This is a genomic window from Curtobacterium sp. ZW137 (assembly GCF_003762905.1).
Lineage (GTDB): Bacteria > Actinomycetota > Actinomycetes > Actinomycetales > Microbacteriaceae > Curtobacterium.
Genome location: NZ_RJKS01000001.1, coordinates 922388 through 939953, shown reverse-complemented (window position 1 = coordinate 939953; position 17566 = coordinate 922388). Strand labels below are relative to the sequence as shown.

Annotated in this window: 17 protein-coding genes; 9 read left to right on the top strand and 8 right to left on the bottom strand. The window is 72.0% G+C overall.

The genetic code is table 11. The annotated features are described in order from the left end of the window. Nucleotides 1–65: 65 nt before the first annotated feature. From EDF55_RS04395 to EDF55_RS04385, 3 genes are all read left to right on the top strand, one after another. A complete protein-coding gene (locus EDF55_RS04395; RefSeq protein ID WP_123653661.1) occupies nucleotides 66–1061 on the top strand; it encodes a hypothetical protein in 996 nt (331 codons plus the stop codon). Nucleotides 1062–1187: 126 nt separating this feature from the next. Next, entirely contained in the window at nucleotides 1188–1376 is a 189-nt protein-coding gene (locus EDF55_RS04390) for a hypothetical protein (protein ID WP_123653660.1), read from the top strand. A gap of 287 nt (nucleotides 1377–1663) precedes the next feature. Beyond that, nucleotides 1664–2929 carry an MFS transporter gene (locus EDF55_RS04385; protein ID WP_123653659.1) on the top strand — a complete coding sequence of 422 codons (1266 nt, stop codon included), beginning with the start codon at nucleotides 1664–1666 and terminating at the stop codon, nucleotides 2927–2929. A 297-nt stretch (nucleotides 2930–3226) separates the two neighbouring features. Here EDF55_RS04385 and EDF55_RS04380 read toward each other — a convergent pair whose 3' ends face one another. The 6 genes from EDF55_RS04380 to EDF55_RS04355 form a co-directional block, all read right to left on the bottom strand. Further along, nucleotides 3227–3898, bottom strand: coding sequence for a response regulator transcription factor (locus EDF55_RS04380; protein WP_123653658.1), 672 nt, complete (start codon nucleotides 3896–3898; stop codon nucleotides 3227–3229). Nucleotides 3899–3988: 90 nt separating this feature from the next. Continuing rightward, nucleotides 3989–5311 carry a hypothetical protein gene (locus EDF55_RS04375; protein ID WP_123653657.1) on the bottom strand — a complete coding sequence of 441 codons (1323 nt, stop codon included), beginning with the start codon at nucleotides 5309–5311 and terminating at the stop codon, nucleotides 3989–3991. Continuing rightward, nucleotides 5308–6465, bottom strand: a complete 1158-nt coding sequence (locus EDF55_RS04370) for a sensor histidine kinase (RefSeq protein ID WP_123653656.1) — start codon at nucleotides 6463–6465, stop codon at nucleotides 5308–5310. The genes EDF55_RS04375 and EDF55_RS04370 overlap by 4 nt, the downstream gene beginning before the upstream one ends. Nucleotides 6466–6816: 351 nt before the next feature. Then, the gene (locus EDF55_RS04365) at nucleotides 6817–8016 is read right to left on the bottom strand and encodes a homoserine O-acetyltransferase (RefSeq protein WP_123653655.1); all 1200 of its coding nucleotides are present in this window, start codon (nucleotides 8014–8016) and stop codon (nucleotides 6817–6819) included. 295 nt (nucleotides 8017–8311) lie between these two features. Beyond that, complete coding sequence (locus EDF55_RS04360) at nucleotides 8312–9643, bottom strand: bifunctional o-acetylhomoserine/o-acetylserine sulfhydrylase (protein ID WP_123653654.1); 1332 nt, start codon at nucleotides 9641–9643, stop codon at nucleotides 8312–8314. A gap of 160 nt (nucleotides 9644–9803) precedes the next feature. Then, nucleotides 9804–10886, bottom strand: a complete 1083-nt coding sequence (locus tag EDF55_RS04355; protein ID WP_123653653.1) for an acyltransferase family protein — start codon at nucleotides 10884–10886, stop codon at nucleotides 9804–9806. 95 nt (nucleotides 10887–10981) lie between these two features. On the opposite strand from EDF55_RS04355, the gene EDF55_RS04350 reads away from it, so the two are divergent. The 5 genes from EDF55_RS04350 (at nucleotide 10982) to EDF55_RS04330 (ending at nucleotide 14488) form a co-directional block, all read left to right on the top strand. Then, on the top strand, nucleotides 10982–11755 hold the full coding sequence (locus tag EDF55_RS04350) for an SDR family oxidoreductase (RefSeq protein WP_123653652.1): 774 nt from the start codon (nucleotides 10982–10984) through the stop codon (nucleotides 11753–11755). Nucleotides 11756–11846: 91 nt separating this feature from the next. Next, complete coding sequence (locus EDF55_RS04345) at nucleotides 11847–12377, top strand: phosphoribosyltransferase (protein ID WP_185017108.1); 531 nt, start codon at nucleotides 11847–11849, stop codon at nucleotides 12375–12377. Continuing rightward, complete coding sequence (locus EDF55_RS04340; RefSeq protein WP_123653651.1) at nucleotides 12374–13093, top strand: Type 1 glutamine amidotransferase-like domain-containing protein; 720 nt, start codon at nucleotides 12374–12376, stop codon at nucleotides 13091–13093. The genes EDF55_RS04345 and EDF55_RS04340 overlap by 4 nt, the downstream gene beginning before the upstream one ends. An 18-nt stretch (nucleotides 13094–13111) precedes the next feature. Then, entirely contained in the window at nucleotides 13112–13798 is a 687-nt protein-coding gene (locus tag EDF55_RS04335; RefSeq protein ID WP_123653650.1) for a uracil-DNA glycosylase, read from the top strand. A gap of 81 nt (nucleotides 13799–13879) precedes the next feature. Continuing rightward, nucleotides 13880–14488 carry a GNAT family N-acetyltransferase gene (locus EDF55_RS04330; protein ID WP_123653649.1) on the top strand — a complete coding sequence of 203 codons (609 nt, stop codon included), beginning with the start codon at nucleotides 13880–13882 and terminating at the stop codon, nucleotides 14486–14488. A gap of 64 nt (nucleotides 14489–14552) precedes the next feature. Here the strand turns inward: EDF55_RS04330 and EDF55_RS04325 are convergent, their stop codons facing one another. Both EDF55_RS04325 and EDF55_RS04320 read right to left on the bottom strand, forming a co-directional pair. Then, entirely contained in the window at nucleotides 14553–15089 is a 537-nt protein-coding gene (locus EDF55_RS04325) for a gluconokinase (protein WP_311317142.1), read from the bottom strand. Beyond that, entirely contained in the window at nucleotides 15086–16648 is a 1563-nt protein-coding gene (locus EDF55_RS04320) for a GntP family permease (protein WP_123653648.1), read from the bottom strand. The genes EDF55_RS04325 and EDF55_RS04320 overlap by 4 nt, the downstream gene beginning before the upstream one ends. A 202-nt stretch (nucleotides 16649–16850) precedes the next feature. On the opposite strand from EDF55_RS04320, the gene EDF55_RS04315 reads away from it, so the two are divergent. Next, nucleotides 16851–17555, top strand: a complete 705-nt coding sequence (locus EDF55_RS04315) for a FadR/GntR family transcriptional regulator (protein ID WP_123653647.1) — start codon at nucleotides 16851–16853, stop codon at nucleotides 17553–17555. Nucleotides 17556–17566: the final 11 nt, after the last annotated feature.

Sequence of the window (17566 nt, the reverse complement as noted above, 5' to 3'; positions counted from 1 at the left end):
GCGTGAGAGATGCTCTCCTAGCGTGAGGACGTCCACATCCGTGGCGTCATCAGGGGGAGCACCACATGCCGTACGGCAACTACGAGTTCAGCAAGGACATGGGGGCCATCCGGGCCGACCAGGCAGCGTCCGCGAAGTCACTCAAGAGCATCGAGTTCGCCAGCGGGGCGAGCATGGTGTTCAACGGGCTCACCGCGCTCAACGCGGCGAAGGCCGCACGGAGTGCCCAGGAGCAGATCGCGCTCCAGCAGGAGCAGAACGCGCTGCAGCAGGCCATGGCGGAGCAGACCGCCCGTCACGAGTTCTCGATGTGGCGGCAGACGCCCGAAGGTGCGGCCTTCGTGGACTGGCAGCAGCGCGCGGCCGCACTCATCCCGTTCCTCCGTGACCGGGACCGGTCGTGGCAGTCCGCGTGGGCCGGTGCCATCGGGCGCGCCCGTGCGGCGACCCCGGTCGACGAACAGCGTCGTGTCGCGGGGCAGCCCGCGAGGCTCCGCCAGACGCCGCTCAAGGTGCTGTCGATCGTCGCGTTCGTCCTGCTCGTGTTCCCGCTCGTCGGACTCGGGCTGGCGGCGCTGACGTCGGCGTTCTCGAACGGGCAGCAGGCGTACCAGGACTGCCTCGGGAACGTCAGCGAGATCCTCACGCGTGCCGAGTGCGAGGCGATCAGGCCCGGGAACCCGTTCGTCGGCCCGATCGTGTGGCTCGTGCTCCTCGCCGGCCTCGGCGTCCTCTTCACGGTGCTGCGTCGTGTCCGGATGCGCGCCGCGCGGAACGACCGTCGACTCGCGGACGAGTCGGCGGCGCGCACCGAGCGGTGGGGCTTCGACCCGCTGCTGACCACCGGCGCCTGGTACGGCTGGCACGAGTCCGAGTCCTTCCAGGGGTACGCCGACCGGCTCGAGCAGCTCGTCCGGAGCGGCGCCACGACCCGCCCGACCGCCGGGCAGCTCATCCGCCTCCAGGTCCCGACACCGTGGCAGCCGGCCGACCACCTGCCCGCCGAGGTGAACGCCTTCCTGGCGACCGTCCAGCAGGAGAACGCGTCGCTCGCGGTGTGAATCGGGGGTGTCCTCCGGCGGGTCGCCGACACGCCGGAGGCCTCCCGCGGATGTCGGTGGTCGGGTGTCTCATGGGGTTCATCGAGCCGCACCCGGTGGCCCGATGACGACGAGGAGATCGCGATCATGGCGGACCTGACGATGCACGACGGTTGGTGCGAGGACTGCGATGCGCGGACGGTCGTCATCGACACCGACGCGCACGGCGAGCACGCCTGGGCGACCTGCGTCGAGTGCGGAGCGGGGTGCGTGCACCGTGACGACGCAACGGCCCCGACCGTCGTCGAGCGCGAACTGGAGCGCCGCGCGGCCTGACCTGCAGGACGCCCGCTCGAATCGTTTCGTGTCGGTGTCTTCCGTGGGTGTTTGGAGCGGTCTACACTGATCCGACCGGACCGTTGCCGCGGTCTGGCCCCGACCGGCTCCGGCTGGTCCCCGACCGGCTCCGGCCGGTTGCTTCCGTTCACCGTCGAGCGGACCGGCTGCACGCCGGTCGCGATGACGCGGTCCCCAGCCTGGAGGCCCGGCGCGGCCCCGCAGCACGCCGCACCTCCAGCCACGGCTGGGTCCAGACCCGCCCTCCCGTTCGAAGACCAGGCACCATGTCACAACTCACGCCCGCGCGCCGCGCACTCGCGCTCATCGCGCTCGCCCTCGGTGGCTTCGCCATCGGTTCCACGGAGTTCGTGGCAATGGGGCTGTTGCCGAACATCGCCGCAGCACTCCTGCCGACGCAGTACGCCGCCGACCCGGACGCCGGGGTCGCGCACGCTGGCTGGCTGGTGAGCGCCTACGCCCTCGGGGTCGTCGTCGGCGCGCCGACCATCGCCGCGATGTCGGCGAAGTTCCCGCGCAAGGGCCTCCTGCTCGTGCTGCTCATCGGCTTCGTGGTCGCAACGATCGCCAGCGCGATCCTGCCGTCGTTCGGGCTCGTCCTGGTCGCGCGCTTCGTCGCCGGGCTGCCCCACGGTGCGTACTTCGGGATCGCGTCGATCGTGGCCGGCGACATCATGGGTCCTGGCAAGCGCGGCAAGGGCATCGCGATGGTGCTGCTCGGCCTGTCGATCGCGAACGTCGTGGGTGTTCCCGCGATCACCTGGATCGGGCAGAACGCCGGCTGGCGTGTGGCGTACGGCGTCGTCTCGGTGCTGTTCGCGGCCACCTTCCTCGCCGTCGCGGCGTTCGTGCCGCGGAGCGCCCGTGACGAGTCGGCGTCCATCGGCCGCGAGCTCCGGGCCTTCCGCGTCCCGCAGGTGTGGCTCGTGATGGGCCTCGGCGCCGTCGGGTTCGGCGGGTTCTTCGCCGTCTACTCGTACATCTCGCCGCTCGTGCAGAACGTCACCGGGTTGTCGGAGGGCGCGGTGCCGCTCGTCCTCGTCGTCGTCGGGCTCGGCATGGTCGTCGGCGGTGTCCTCGGCGGGCACCTGGCGGACCACAGCGTGAAGCGCACCATCTACTTCGGGATGTTCGCGCTCATCGGGGCGTTGCTCGTGACCGTGCTGACCGCGCAGTTCACGGTCGGCATCTTCGTCGGGGCGTTCCTGCTCGGTGCGACCTCGTCCGCGATCCCGCCCGCGGTGCAGTCCCGGCTGATGGACGTCGCCGGCGACGCACGGACCATCGCGGCAGCGCTCAACCACTCGGCGTTCAACATCGGGAACTCGCTCGGCGCAGCGCTCGGTGGCGCGGTCATCGCCGCCGGGTTCGGCTTCGTCGCACCGGGGTGGCTCGGCATCGTGCTGGCGCTGCTCGGCGTCGGCATGACCGCGATCAGCTACGGCGTCGAGCGCCGTTCGACCCGCCGTGCGCGCGTGTCGTCCCCGCACCCCACGACCGGCCCGATCACGTCCCCGATCCCGATCGTCTGACCCCGCTTCGCGCCGCCCGATGCGCTGTCCCGCTCCGTGAGCGTGCTCGATCTCGGTCGGCGCAGCTCGCTCGACGGGCGGTCACGACGCACCGTGCTCGGCAGACGTGAGCGGTGTGTCGTGACCAGTGGGGTCACGCCGCAGTGCCAGGCACGCACCAGCGTCGCACCGCGCGGCACCGCACCGGGAAACGGACACAGCACCACGGGATCCCGTGGTGCTGTGTCCGTTCCGTGGTGCGAAGCCCGGAGCGCGGGCATCCCGGCGCCCGGGCCCCGCGCCGCACCGAGCGCGCGACTACAGCCCGTGCGGGCTGCCGTCCTGCACGATGATGCCGTCGGTGATCGCCCGCTTCCGGAGCGCCACCTTCGTGCCGACGTCGAAGCCGGCCACGCGGTACTTCTCGCGGATGCGCTTGAGGTAGCTCTTCGCGGTCTCCTCGGAGATGCCGAGCTGGTACGCCACGCTCTTCACCGGCTCGCCACCGCCGTAGAGCGCCATCACCCGGCGCTCCTGCGCGCTGAGCTTCGGCACGCCGCCGACGTCGCCGCTGTTGATCGCCAGGTCGAGTTCTGCGGAGACGTACTGCTCGCCGCGCTGTGCGGAGCGGATCGCCTCGACGATCATCTCGGCGTCCTCGCTCTTCACGAGGTAGCCGAGCGCGCCGGAGCCGAGGGCTTCGCGCACGACGTTCGGCTCCGAGTAGGTGCTCATCACGACGGTCTTCACGCCGGCCGTCTTGAGCGTCGAGATCTTCAACGAGACCGGGATCGAGTCCTTGAGGTCGAGGTCGAGGAGCACCACGTCGACCGGGAACGCGGGGCTCGTGAGGAGCTCCGGCCAGGTCGTCACGGCGGCGACGAGCGTGATGTCGTCGGCGGCGCCGCGGATCCACTCGGTGAGCGCGCCGAGGAGCATCTTGTGGTCGTCGACGAGGGCGAGTCGGATCGGTTCCTCTGGAGTCGCCATGCTGGCGTCCTTTCTCGTGGTCTGCGTGGCCGAGCCTAGGTGGCGGGCCCACTCGGCGAGGACAGGCTGGTCAGGGTGTCCGGCAACCCGTCACATCGTGGGGTGCCGGTCGACGACGCAGTGCGCGACGATGTGCAGCGCGCCGTCCCGCATCGTGTCGGTGTACGGGCCGATGCGCGCCAGGCCGCTCCACGCCGTCGGACCGAGCCGGCGCCGGGTGACCCCGCGCGACTCGATGACGATCGGGACGTCCATCGTGTCGTCGGAGACCGGGTGTCCGGCGGTGCCGACGGGGCCGAGCGTCACGGAGACCATCGGGACGCCGGGCTGCAGACCGCGTCCGTCGCCGACCATCTGCCAGAGCGCCTGCAGCAGGCCGTCGCGCTGCGCGGGCGTGAGGTGCCCGGCGAGGGAACTCGGATCGGCGACGCTGACCGCACGGCCGAGGTGGTCGGACTCCGTGATCGCGTGGTAGAGCCAGGTCTCGCGGCGGCCCTCGATGAGGTGCAGGCGGAGCTCCGTGGCCAGCGACGCGGCGACCGAGGACGATGCGTCGGACAGGGGGAGCGGGTCCGTGCCGTTGGCGACCGCGTCGAGGAGCTTCTCCGCGGCGAGGTCGAGTCGGGCGAGTTCGTCCGAGGCGAGCATCCCGACCGCGAACTGCGGCGCGGTGACGTTCGACTGCACGAGCACCCGGTCGAGCTCCCGCTGGACGAGCTGCCGGAAGCGGTGGGTGACGAAGATCGCCACAGAGGGCGGGACGATCACGAGCGCGAGCATCGACAGCAGCCCGGGGATCGTCTCCGAGGTGATCGGGGTCGACGCGATCGACATCCCGACGAACGCCAGGCCGAGGACGGTGATGGCTGCAGCGACCTCCCGCGCGGGGCGGAGCGTCGCCACGGGCAGGAGCGCGAAGCCGGCGGCCACCGAGGCGCTCGCGGTGTGGGCGAGGTCGTGCTCCGGCCAGACGCCGATGAAGTCGAGGGTGACGACGCAGCCGAGCACCACGCAGATCAGCGCGAAGGCCAGCCCGGTCAGGCGTTCGCCGTAGGTCATGACGCTGAGGCCGACCCCGACGGCGGCCACGATGAACAGCATCCACGCGGCGGCCGGCAGCCACGGATCGGTGTAGCCGTTCCAGTGGGCGAGGAAGACCGCGATGCCTGCGACGGCCTCGACCGCGGTGAGCACCGCGGCGCCGAGACCGAGGTGTCCCGCACCGAGCGAGGCTCCTGGCTTCGCCGCCTGCCGCAGCGATCGTGCCCCGGTCGAGGTGGAGGGGAGGCCGCGCGCCTGCCGACGTTCGGTGCCCCGATAGCGCTCACGGGCCTCCCGTCGGGTCCGCGGAGCGGGCTGCGCGCTCTCACCGGGGAGACCGCGACCGATGGTGTCCTCGGGGATGCGGCTCATCGGGGCGCCTCCAGGACGACGGTGGTGCCGGAACCCGGCGCGGAGAAGAGGCGGGCGTCGCCGCCGACTTCGCGGAGGCGGTTCACGACGCTCTCCTTGAACCCGAGCCGTTCTTCGTCGATCGCGCCGATCTCGAAGCCGACGCCGGAGTCGGTGACCATCGCGCGGACCATGTCGTTGTCGTGCACGATCGTGACGTGCGCCTCGGCGACGCCGGCGTGCCGGCGGACGTTCTCCAGGCACTCCGCGAGGGCGAGCAGGAACGCGTCGAGGACGTTCGTGGGGAGGAGTACCTGGCCGGTGCCGTGCCAGCTGACCTCGAGCCCCATCCGGCCGAAGCGCTGCTTGACCGACTCGAGGGTCTGCCCGAGCGGGGACTCCTCGGTGCGGGTGAGGGAGTAGTCGCCGGACTGCTGCGGCTGCGGCGTCGCGCCGAGCCGGAGGTGCCGGAGGAGTCTGGCGTCCTCCGCCGCCTGCTCGCGCATGGCCTGCTCGGAGACGCCGACGCCCGAGTGTGCGAGGAGTGTGAGCGTGGCGAGGACCGTGTCGTGCAGGAGGCGTGCGCCCTGGCGGCGCTGCGCCTCGGTCTCGCTGGCCTGCCGCTCCGCGCGGTGTGCCGTGCCGATGCTGTAGATGCGGCGGGCGACCCGGGGGATGCTCCGGGAGATCCAGAACGCGACGACCGCGGTGAGCACCCAGCCGAGGGCCGCGCCGCCGACCGGGGAGGTGAGGACACCGCCGGTGGCGTTGACCATGATCGCGAGCGACGCGACACCGCCGAGGACCGTCAGACCGAGGCCGACCAGGTGTCCGCGCTGCGCCATCAGCAGCGAGGAGAGGCCGCCGGCGGCGAGGGGGACGAGTGCGCTGGCCACGACCGGGCGGGCGTCGGCGTCGGCACCGGTGGTCAGGAGGAAGAGCGCTCCGAGCCCGGAGACGAGCGTCAGCGCGGTCCACCACACGGCGCCGTTCCAGCCGAAGACGACGAGGGCGGCGACCATCACGACGATGCAGGCGACGCCGGCGGCGAGCGGTCCGGCGGGGACGGCGAGGGAGCACAGGATGCTGACCAGGCTGACGAGCGTGCAGATGATCCCGACCACACGGGTCGTCGACCGGAGGAGTCGGTCACGTTCCTGTGCGAGGGGTTCCATCGGGGTCCTGATCGGTTCTGTTCTCGTCGGTGGTGCGATCGGCCGGGCGGCGGTGCGTTGCGGTGCGGTGCGGCGGCGGTGCGCTGCGGTGCGGTGCTGTGCGGCGGCGGTGCGCGTCGGCGCGGCTGGTCCGGCCATCATTCCACGGGCGACACCCATTGGGGGGTGTTCGGCACGCCCGCCAGTTGGGTTTGGCAACGAAGTTGTTATTGCAGTTGCGATCAGAACCGGGGGACCGGCGTCAGCTGGACGGAACACGTCCAGCAGGTGCGCACATCGTCCAGGCGGCCGGCCGGCCGCCGCGCCGGGCGGCCAGCAGCCGCGCGGGCGTCGCGCCCGGCGCCGCGCGGCTCAGCCCAGCAGCCGCCGCAGGTGCGCCCCGACCGCCTCGTGCTCGATGAGGAACCCGTCGTGCCCGAACTCGCTCTCGATCACCGCGGCCCGGTCACCGTCGAGCGTGTCCGGGATCCCCGCGGCGATGCGGTGCTGGTCCTCCACCGGGAACAGCCGGTCGCTCGAGATCCCGACGACCAGGGTCCGCGCCGTGATCCGCCCGAGCGCCGCAGCGACACCGCCCCGCCCCGCGCCGAGGTCGTGCGAGTCCATCGCGTGCGTCAGCGTCACGTAGGTGGACGCGTCGAAGCGCCGGGTGAACTTGTTCCCGTGGAAGTCGAGGTAGCTCTCCACCGAGAACCGTCCGTCGTCGCCGAGCGGGGACACGTCGGACTGCCAGGAGCGGTCGAAGCGCCCGTTCAGCTCGTCGGACGCGCGGTACGTCATCATCGCCATCCGCCGGGCGAGGGACAGCCCGCGGGAGGGACCGTCGCCGGGGTCGGCCTCGAAGTAGTCGCCGCCGGCGAACCCGGGGTCCATCTGGATCGCGGCGCGCTGCAGCGAGTTCGCGGCGATCTGGTCGGCGGTGGTCTGCGCCGTGCTGGCCAGGACGGCCAGCCGCGCCACCCGCGACGGGTACGAGGCGGCGAACTCCAGCGCGTGCATCCCGCCCATGGAGCCGCCGACGACCGCGGCGAACGTGTCGATGCCGAGCGCGTCGGCGAGCTGGGCCTGCGCGGCGATCTGGTCCCGCACGGTGACGAACGGGAACCGGGAGCCCCACTCGACGCCGTCCGGGGACACCGACGACGGCCCCGTCGAGCCCTGGCACCCGCCGAGCATGTTCGGTGCGACGACGAACCACCGGTCCGTGTCGATCGCGCGCCCGGGGCCGACGACGTCGCCCCACCACCCGGCGGTGCGGTGCCCGGGGCCGGCTGCGCCCGCCACGTGGGAGTCGCCGGTGAGCGCGTGGAACACCACGATCGCGTTGTCCCGAGCCGCGTTCAGTTCGCCCCAGGTCTCGTAGGCGATCCGGACGCTCGGCAGGCGGCCGCCGCGGACCCACTGCTCGCCGAGTGCGGTGAAGTGCCGGGATCCGGGGTGGTCACCAGGGCGCCAGGCACCGGTGACCGGGGGTTTCCCCAGTGTGCCGAGTGCGGTGCCCGGCACCAGGGTGGACGGCACGGAGTCCTCGGGAGTCGTCTGCCAGTCCATGGTGCGTCCATTCTCCCGGACGGGGGCGTGCCCGGTCGCCGTGTTACGTCGTCCCGGTCGCGTCCGGCGGTGGTGTGGTCGGACCGGACGGGAGGCTCGGCTCGGCTCCGCCGCGGTCGTCGCGTCCGCGGGGGGCGACACCGTCGCTGTCGTACGACGACGGGGACGTCGCTGTCCGGCGGGTGCAACAGTTGCACACGCGAGGGAACGACGAGGTCGCTGTCGTACGACAGCGACCTCGTCGTTCCGGGTCGGGAGCGCGGGTCGGGAGCGCGTGTCGGGAGCGCGGGCCGCGCTACGCGCGGAGGCCCTCCTGCGCGACGGCACGGGCTGCGGCGAGCCCGGCCTCGAGGTCCGCCTTGAGGTCCTCGACGTTCTCGATGCCGACCGACAGGCGGACGAGCCCCGGCGTGACACCGGTCGTCAGCTGCTGCTCGGGCGTGAGCTGCGAGTGCGTCGTGGACGCCGGGTGGATGACGAGCGAGCGCACGTCGCCGATGTTCGCGAGGTGCGAGAACAGCGACAGGTTGTCCACGAGCGCCCGGCCCGCGTCGACACCGCCCTTGAGCTCGAACGACAGCACCGCGCCGACGCCCTTCGGCGCGTACCGCGTGGCGGCGCCGTACCAGGGCGAGGTCGGCAGCCCGGCGTACGCGACCGTGGCGACGTCGGGGTGGCGGTCGAGCCACTCCGCGATCTCCTGCGCGTTCGCGACGTGCCGTTCGATGCGGAGCGAGAGCGTCTCGATGCCCTGCAGCAGCGCGAACGCCGTGTCCGGGGAGCTCGAGGCACCGAGGTCGCGGAGCAGCTGCACGCGCGCCTTGATGATGTAGGCCAGCGAGTTGCCGACCGCCTCCGCGAAGACGGCCCCGTGGTACGAGGGGTCCGGCGTGTTGAACTCGGGGAACTTCTCCGGGTGCTGCGACCACGGGAAGGTGCCGCCGTCGACGATGACGCCGCCGATGACGGTGCCGTGTCCACCGAGGAACTTCGTCGCGGAGTGCACCACGATGTCGGCCCCGTGCTCGAACGGACGGATCAGGTACGGCGTCGCGATCGTGTTGTCGACGATGAGCGGCACGCCGGACTCGTGCGCGATGTTCGCGACGGTGGTGATGTCGAGGACGTTGATCTTCGGGTTGCCGATGGTCTCCGCGAAGAACAGCTTCGTGTTCGGGCGGACCGCGCGGCGCCACTCCTCGGGGTCGTCCTGGTCCTCGACGAAGGTGGTCTCGATGCCGAGGCGCGCCAGCGTGTACTTGAACAGGTTGTAGGTGCCGCCGTAGATCGACGACGACGACACGATGTGGTCGCCGGCCTGCGCGATGTTCAGCACGGCGTACGTCTCGGCGGCCTGGCCGGAGGCGACGAGGAGCGCACCGGAACCACCCTCGAGCGCCGCGATGCGCTGTTCGAGGACGTCGTTCGTCGGGTTCATGATGCGCGAGTAGATGTTGCCCGGCTTGGCGAGGGCGAAGAGGTCACGCGCCTCGTCCGAGTTCGCGAAGACGTACGAGGTCGTCTTGTAGATCGGCGTGGCCCGGGCACCCGTGGTCGGGTCCGGCTGTGCGCCGGCGTGGACCTGCGTGGTCTCGAACCGCCACTGCGCGGCGTCGTTCTCGGTCATCTCGTGCTCCTGTCCGTGCAGCTGGTCGTCGGGTCGCCGTGGGCGCCGGTCGGGAGGAACGGCGCGCCTTCACGTCGTCGCACACGCTACGGACGTGGCCGGTCCGGCACCACTGCCCCCGTCTCGTGACGTAACGCATGTCGACGCCTGCGCGGGGATGTCACTGCCGGAAGAGCCAGCGCACGTTCGGCTCGAGGAGCCAGTGCATGCCGCGGCGGACGAACGGCTGCGCCAGGAACAGGCTCACCGCGCAGGCGATGGCGACCATGAGGAGCACGAACGGCCACGCGGAGTGCGGTCCGGCCAGGACGCCGGACTCGCGGATCGGGTAGAGCACGAACGTGTGCAGCAGGTAGACGTACATCGTCGCCGCGCCGAACTGCGTGATCCAGACGTTCCGCCGGGGGACCAACACCAGGAAGGACGCCGTCAGCAGCGTCGCGAGGAGCATCAGCCCGAAGCGCACTGCCCCGGCCCACCACGCGTCCTCGCCGAGCCCGGAGTAGGAGTCGTCGTAGAAGAACCAGTGGTGCAGGTCGAACTCCTTGAACTGCGGGATCCACAGCGCGCAGGACACCGCCCACGCCAGGAACACGATCCCGGCAGCGACCCGGACCCGGACGACGGTGCGCCGGGACGCCTCGTACCAGCGGTCGAACACGTCCCACTGCTTCACCTGCCACCCGAGCAGGAAGAACGGCAGCAGGCTGATCGCCCGCGACAGCGAGAGCGTCGAGTCGACGTTGTCGAAGTACCCGACGCCGATGCTGAACACGACGGCCCAGAACAGCGGCCACCGCAGCTGCGCGAGGTACGGCAGGATCAGCTTGAAGATCCCGAGGGCGAGCAGGAACCAGAGCGTCCACGTCGGCTGGGTCGGGTTGAACTTCTTCCCGCCCTCGACCAGCGCCTGCACCACGGTCCAGATCGTCTGCATGATGATGTACGGCACGACGATGTCGGTGATCGTCCGGCGCATCCGCTTCGCCGTCGGGGTGTCCGCGGACGAGAAGTACCCGCTGATCACACCGAACGCCGGCATGTGGAACGCGTAGATGAACGTGTACAGCGCCAGGGCGTGCTCGCTCGCCGTCGTCTGTCGCTGGATCGCGTGGCCGATCACCACGAGCGTCACCGCGATGAACCGCGCGGTGTCCCACATCGGGATCCGGCGAGGGGTCTTCCCGGGTTCGAGCCTCGTGTCCGGGGCCGAGGGTGCCGGGGGCGCAGCGTCCGTCGTCATCGGCGGTCACGTTACCGGATCGTGATGTGCGCGGTTCGGTACGGTTGTCCGGACATCGCATCGGTGTCGGATCTGACCTGCGCTGGAGGAAGCACATGGCACGTCGCGTCGTCGTCACGGGAGCGAGCTCGGGGATCGGGGCGGCCACCGTCCGTCTGTTCACCGCGCACGGATGGGACGTGCTGGCCGTCGCCCGACGCGCCGAACGACTCGCGGCGCTCGCCGAGGAGACCGGCGCCGACACCCTCGTGGCCGACATCACGGTGGCCGAGGACGTGGCGGCGCTCGCTGCGCGCGTCGCAGAGCTCGGGGGAGCCGACGTGCTCGTCAACAACGCCGGCGGCGCCTTCGGGTCCGCGAGCGTCGAGGACTCCGACGTCGACGACTGGCGCGCGATGTTCGAGGTCAACGTGATCGGCACGAAGCGCGTCATCGCGGCACTGCTCCCGCAGCTGCGCCGCCGCGCGGCCGATGCCGGGAGCGCCGACATCGTCACGGTGACCAGCACCGCGGGCTTCACCGCCTACGAGAACGGCGGCGGGTACAACGCCGCGAAGTTCGCCGAGCACGCGCTCGTCGGCGCGCTGCGGCTCGAGCTGAACGGCGAACCGATCCGCGTCGTCGAGATCGCCCCGGGCCTGGTGAAGACCGACGAGTTCGCGCTCGTGCGGTTCGGCGGCGACGAGGCCAAGGCCGCCGCGGTGTACGACGGCGTCGAGGACCCGCTCACGGCGGACGACGTCGCGGCGGCGATCGTGCACTCGGTCGAGCTGCCCGCCCACGTGAACCTCGACCTCATCACGATCCGTCCGGTCGCGCAGTCGGCGCAGCACAAGCTCGCGCGCGGACACCTGTCGCCCAAGTCCTGAGCGGCACCGGACCGCCCGGGCTCGCGTCCGCACGCGCCCGGGCGGCGACTGCGGGTCGCGGCAGTGGCATCCCTGCCGGTACCGTGGTCGGATGCCGATCAGCAGCGAACCCGCCGAGTCCCCGTCGCCCGCTGTCGTGACCGTGACGAGCGGGCCAGAGGTCCTGGGCTGGCTCGAGTTCGGCGACGCGGCACGACTCCTCGCGAAGGACGTCCTCTCCGCCGGGTTCGAACCCGAGGTCGTGGTGGCCGTCGCCCGCGGCGGACTCATCATCGCCGGGGCCGTCGCCTACGCGCTCGGCACCAAGGAGTGCGGCTCGATCAACGTCGAGTTCTACACCGACGTCGAGCAGCGCCTCGAAGAGCCCGTCGTGCTCGCACCGGCGCTCGACGCCCCGAGCCTGGCGGGCAAGCGCGTCCTCGTCGTGGACGACGTCTCCGACTCCGGGCGCACCCTCGCCCTCGTCGTGGACATCATCGCGAAGGCCGGCGCCGACGTCCGCAGCGCGTGCCTCTACTCCAAGCCGGGCACCGTCCTCGAGCCCGACCACGTCTGGCGTCGCGTCGACGGCTGGATCACGTTCCCCTGGAGCGCCCTCGCACCCGTGACGGCCGAGTCGTGAGCATCCACCTCGTCGGTGGCGGACTCCTCGCCGCGTCCGACGCCGCTGCTCCCTTCCTCGCCGAGGCGACCGCCCGGTCCGCCGCGGTCGGCCGCACCGTCCCGCGCATCGGGCTCCTCTCGGTCGCCGGCCCGGACGGCTCGAGCCCCTCGTCCACCGCGGACATCGCGGAGACCCTCGGCGGCGCCCGTGCCGCGGAGGTCCTCGTGACCGAGGTCGCGCCCGGCCAGCCGTTCAGCACCGCCGTCCTCAGCGACATCGACGCGCTCGTCGTCGGCGGCGGCCGCACCCCGGACTACCTCGACGCCGTCGCGCCGCTCGTGGACCAGATCCGGCTGCTCGTCTCGGACGGGCTGCCCTACCTCGGCTACTCGGCCGGCGCGATGATCGCGTCCGACCGCGCGCTCCTCGGCGGCTGGCGCGTCGGCGGCGTCGAGGTCTGCCCGGAGGGCGCGTCCGAAGGTCTCGACGAGGTGGAGCTCCGCGAGGGCCTCGGCCTGGTCGACCTCACCATCGACGTGCACGCGGTGCAGGCCGGCACCCTCGCGCGGCTCATCGCCAGCGCGGAAGCCGAGTTCGTCACCGCCGGTCTCGCCATCGACGAGGACACCGCGCTCGTCGTCGGCGAGGGCGCGCTCGAGGTCCGCGGCTCCGGCAGCGTGTGGCGGGTGGTGGCCGGCGACGAGTCGGTCTCCGTCGGGACCATGGGCGCGTAGCAGCGCACCGACACCCCGATGCAGCCCGTCCCGCTCGCCGACCTGGTCGATCCCGGCTGGGCGACCGCGCTCGCCCCGGTGGAGGACGACGTCCACCGCCTCGGCGCCTGGCTCCGCGAGGAGACCGCCGCCGGTCGTCCGTACCTGCCGGCGGGCGCATCGGTGCTCCGCGCATTCGAGTACCCCTTCGACGAGGTCAGGGTGCTCGTGATCGGGCAGGACCCGTACCCGACGCCCGGGCACCCGATCGGGCTGTCCTTCGCGGTCGACCCCGGCGTCCGCCCGGTCCCGCGCAGCCTGGCGAACATCTACCGCGAGCTGCACGACGACCTCGGGGTGACCCCGCCCGAGCACGGCGACCTCCGCCCGTGGTCCTCGCGCGGCGTGATGCTGCTCAACCGGGTGCTCACCGTCGGCGCGGGGGACGCCGGCAGCCACCGGAACAAGGGCTGGGAGCGGGTCACCGAGCAGGCCGTCCGGGCACTGGTCGCCCGCGGGAAGCCGCTCGTCGCGGTGCTCTGGGGCGCCCAGGCCGGGTCCGTCCGGCCGTTCCTCGGGGACACCCCGGTCGTCGCGTCCGCGCACCCGAGCCCGCTGAGTGCCTCCCGCGGGTTCTTCGGCAGCCGTCCCTTCTCGCAGGTGAACGAGCTGCTCGTCGCCCAGGGTGCCGACCCCGTCGACTGGACGCTGCCCGCGCGGGTGTGACGAGCCTCCAGGCCGGCCCCGTGACCGCGCGTCGGACGCGACCCTGCCCCGCGCGTCGGGCGGGACCCGTAGGCTCGGAGCGTGCTCGAGGAGGAATACCGCCAGCGGCGGGTGCTGCCGCGCCATCTGCGTGCGCCGGCCCCGTCGGAGACCGCGTTCGTCTGGTCGATCCGCGCTGCGGAGCCGTCGGACCTGCCGGACATCCGTGACATCCATTCGCACTACGTGCGGAACTCGTCGGTGACGTTCGACGGGTCGGTGCTGTCCTTCGCGGCGTGGAAGCAGCGCTACGACGAGATCCGGCGGCGGAAGCTGCCCTTCCTCGTCGCGGTGAACCCGTCCGGGCAGATCCTCGGGTACGCCCTCGTCGACCCGTGGAACCCGCGCGACCGGTCGAACCACGTCGTGGAGAACTCGATCTACCTGGGGCCGGCGTCCGGCGGCAAGGGGCTCGGACGCGCGCTGATGGAGGCGCTGCTCGACGAGTGCCGGGCCGCCGGCGTGCGCGAGGTCGTCGCGGTCATCGCCGACCGGTCCGCCGACGCCTCGATCCGGTTGCACCAGCGGCTCGGCTTCGAGGAGATCGGGCGGATGGGCAAGGTCGGCTACAAGTACGACCGGTGGCTCGGCACGGTGACGATGCGACTGCGGCTCCGCGGGCCGCGGACGCGGCGCGGCGCCCGCCGGTAGCGGCGCGGCGCCCGCCGGTAGCGGGCGCCGAGCCGGGTCAGCCCACGGCGTCAGCGCGCGGGGGTCAGCGCGCGGGAGCCAGCGCCAGGCGGGCGATGACCTCGGTGGCCTCCTCGGACGGGGTGCGGTCGGCGGCGATCGTGATGTGCGCCTCGTCCGACCCCGGGCGCTCGAGGATCGCGAGCTGGGACGCCAGCAACGACGTCGGCATGTAGTGCCCCGTGCGTGCGGACATCCGCTCCTCGATGAGCGCCCCGTCCCCTGCGACGTGCACGAACACGACCCCGGGTGCCCGGAGGACGTCGCGGTACGAGCGCTTCAGCGCCGAGCAGGTCACGACCCCGTGCGAGCCGTCGGCCAGGTGGTCGTCGATCCAGCCGGAGACCACGTCGAGCCAGGGCCACCGGTCCTCGTCGTCGAGGGGGATGCCGGCGTGCATCTTGTCGACGTTCGCCGGCGGGTGCATCGAGTCGCCCTCGGCGAAGTCCCACCCGAGTCGTTCGGCGACCATCGCGGCGACGGTGGACTTGCCGGAGCCGGAGACCCCCATCACCACGAGGACGCGGGCATCGCGCGCAGCGGAATCGGTCGAGTCGCTCACGAGATGAACACCCCGGCCAGCAGGACCCCGAGCAACCCGAACACGGAGATCAGGCACTCCAGGACCGTCCACGTCTTGAACGTCTGCCCGACGGTCATGTTGAAGTAGCTCTTCACCAGCCAGAACCCGGCGTCGTTGACGTGCGACAGGAACACCGAGCCGGCGCCGATCGCCAGGACGAGCAACGAGGTCTCTGGCGTGGACAGCCCCTGCGCGATCGGGGCCATGATGCCCGCGGCGGTGACGGTCGCGACGGTGGCGGAGCCGGTCGCGACACGGACGAGCGCGGACACGACCCACGCGACGAGGAGCACCGAGACGCCGGAGTCCTTCACCGCGTCGGCGATCACCCCGCCGATCCCGGTGTCGATGAGCACCTGCTTGAACCCACCACCGGCACCGACGATGAGGAGCACCCCGGCGACGGGCGGCAGCGCGCTCTCGAGGGACTTCGACACCGCGGACCGGTCCATGCCGCCGCCGATCGCGAAGAAGACGATCGCGTAGAGCGCGGCGAGGCCGATGGCGATCATCGGCGTGCCGAGGAAGTCGAGGAGGCCCACCCAGGTGCCGGAGGCGTCGGGGACCGTTGCTTCACGGATGGCCGCGGCGAGCATGAGCACGACGGGCAGCAGGATGCCGATGAGCGCGACCGTGAAGGACGGGCTGCGCGGTTCGGTGATGGTCCGCGTGAAGTCGCTCTTGCCGTTCGGCAGCGACGCGGTGTCCTGCGAGGGCCGTCCGCGTCGGGCCTGACGGCCTTCGTGCGCGGGATCCGAGCCGGCGCCGGAGCCGCCGCCGGAGCTCGAGCCCGAACCGGACTCGGAGCCGCCGCGCGACCCGAACAGGTCCGGCGCGGGGATCGGGACCCAGCGGGCCGCGAAGGTGGCGAAGAGCGGCCCGGAGAGGATGATCACCGGGATCGCCAGCACGATGCCGAACGCCAGCGTGGTGCCGAGGTTCGCCCCGACGGTCGAGATCGCGACGAGCGGGCCGGGGTGCGGCGGGACGAACGCGTGCATCGTGGAGAGGCCGACGAGCGCCGGGACCGCGATCTTCATGACCGGGACCTCGCTGCGCTTGGCGACGAGGACGATGATCGGGATCAGGAGCACGAGGCCGACCTCGAAGAACATCGGCAGGCCGATCAGCGCCCCGATGAGCGCCATCGTCCAGGGCAGTAGCGCCTTCGACGACTTCCGGACGAGCGTGTCCACGACCCGGTCGGCAGCGCCCGAGTCGACGAGCATCTTGCCGAACATCGACCCGAGGCCGACCAGGATGCCGACGCTCGTCATCGTGTCGCCGAATCCGGTGCCGAAGCTCTCGACCGCCTTCGCCGGGGCGAGGCCGGCACCGATGCCGACGCCGATCGCGCCGATCGTCAGGGCGATGAACGGGTGGATCTTGAGCCAGGTGATCAGCACGATGATCACGACGACGCCGGCCAGCGCTGCGATCACGAGCTGCGGCACGGTGCCGGCGGCCTTGACCGTCTCGGTCCCGGCGGCGAGCACGGTGCTGGTGACCGGGCCGCTCGCGGTGAGGGGGTGAGGCATCGGTGCCCCTTCCTGGAGCCGCTGATGCGTGGCTCCGTCGCCTTGGTTCTCGGTGGTGCTGGCGCGTCACGCCGTCACCCAATAATCTGATTAATCAGACTACATGGCGATCTGCCGCGCGGCACACTCCCGTCCGCGCAGTCTGCCGGTCTGATGGAGATCGCGTCACACCGACGCGCACGACGTACTGCACGGAGGAACGATGACGACCCCACGCGGCCTGCACGCGCAGGTGCTCGAGACGCTGGGCCAGCGGATCGTCGCCGGAGCGGTCGTCGCCGGCACGGTGCTCCGCCCCGAGGACGTCACCGCGGAGTTCGGCGTCTCGCGCTCGGTCGTGCGCGAGGCGCTCCGCGTCCTGCAGTCCCTCGGCCTGGTCGAGCCCCGGCAGCGCGTCGGCACCCAGGTGCTCCCGCCGACGTCGTGGGAGCTGCTCGCGCCGGAGGTGATCCGGTGGCGCGGTGCCTCGAGCGGGTACTTCGTGCAGCAGCGGGAGCTCCTCGAGCTCCGCCTCGGGATCGAACCCGTCGCCGCCTCCCTCGCGGCGACCCGCGGCACGGGTGCCACCGCCCCGGTGCTCGCCGCCGCGCTCGACATGGTGGACGCCGCACGGTCCGGGGACGGGACCGCCTACCTCGAGGCCGACGTGCGCTTCCACCGCGCGCTCCTCACCGGCTCCGGGAACACCGTCTTCGCGCACTTCGCGACCACCGTCGAGGCACTGCTCCGCACCCGCACCTCCGAGTCCCGCGACACCATCACCCGGTGGACGGGCGCCGCCGCAGCCCGGCACGAGGCCGTCGGACGGGCGCTGGCCGCGGGCGACGCGGCTGCGGCCGCGACGGCGACGACCGCCCTGGTGGGCGTCACCCGCGACGAGTTCATCGCCGAGGCGCCCGGCCACTGACGCCGACGTGC